The sequence below is a fragment of the Candidatus Symbiopectobacterium sp. NZEC135 genome, assembly GCF_025962695.1.
The window spans coordinates 1-1,258 of the sequence record NZ_JAGFPF010000527.1 but is presented as its reverse complement, the minus strand read 5'-3'; the positions used below and the strand labels follow the sequence as shown (position 1 = coordinate 1,258).

Below are 1,258 nucleotides of genomic sequence, written 5' to 3'. Positions count from 1 at the left end.
CAACTCTTCCACCACATCTTCGAGGTCACGCTCAACGCGCACTTTATCGCCGACAACGGTGATTTTGCTGACCGCATTGACGCAGGGCAGATTGAGCCGCTCGCCTATCTGGATACCGGTTTGTTGTGCATAGAGATCGCCAGAACCTTCGCCACAGATAATCAGATCGAAGCCTAGCTTCTGCGCGGCACAGGCCAGAATCTGTGCTGTTTCGGTTGGGTAGCTCCCGTCACAGGCGTCATCGGCGATCACCGTTAACGTATCAGGCCCACGAGACAGCACGTCCTTACGAATTCGGGCGTTTTCCAGCAGGGTCTTACTGCCCACGCTGAGCGCCGTCAGTTGGCTGCCGGGCTGTTCGCTTGCCAGCACCGTTGCAGCCTCTAAGGCATTGAGATCGTAGAGGCTGATTTTCAGATTGGCATTATCCACACACAGCGAACGATCCGCGTTGGTGGTGATGTCTTGCTCGTCATGGACGATTTTGCAGCAGGCGATAAGTCTCATAGTGAGCGCTCTCCCTAAAGATGCCCGAAAAAAGAAGGTGGTTGAAGCGGGCCACAGAGCGCAACAGATCGCTGTGGCCAACAGGTCAGTGGCCTGATTCAGGCCAAAATATGTTTAGCGATCACCATGCGTTGTACTTCACTGGTGCCTTCGAAGATCTCTGTCAACTTCGCTTCCCGCATCAGTCGTTCAACCGGATACGACGAGGTGTAGCCCATGCCACCGTGCAGTTGCACTGCTTTTTGGGTGACATAGGTGGCAGCTTCAGAAGCATAGAGCTTGGCTTGTGCGGCTTCGCGCGTGTAGGGGTGTCCGGCCATTTTGGCGGCAGCGGCACGATAGACCAGCATACGGGCACAATCGACCTGGGTAGCCATCTCTACCAGCATCCACTGTACCCCTTGATTAGCGGCAATGGGTTTACCGAACTGGATACGCTCTTTGGTGTAGGTGAGCGTGGCATCGAGTGCACTTTGGGCAATGCCCAGCGCAATGGCCGAGCAACTTAGCCGACCGCCATCCAGCGTTTCCATGGCGATAGCAAATCCTTTCCCTTCCGCGCCCAAACGACAACTGGCTGGCACCACACAGTCGCTGAAGCTGACGGCACAGGTATCGGAACCGTTCATCCCCATTTTCTCTTCCGGCAGGCCGATGCTAATGCCGGGGTTATCGCGCTCAACCAGAAACGCGGTAATGCCCTTTACCCCTTGGCTTTTGTCGGTCATGGCAAACACGATAAAGAATGCCC

General features: G+C 55.4%; 2 protein-coding genes. Both read right to left on the bottom strand.

All coding sequences use genetic code 11. From position 1 onward, the window contains the following. On the bottom strand, positions 1 to 507 hold a 507-nt coding region (locus J5224_RS28460; protein WP_264628459.1), incomplete at its 3' end, for an electron transfer flavoprotein. A 98-nt stretch (positions 508 to 605) separates the two neighbouring features. Next, positions 606 to 1,258 (bottom strand): acyl-CoA dehydrogenase family protein (locus tag J5224_RS28455; protein ID WP_264628458.1); only part of this gene is annotated, 653 nt, incomplete at its 5' end.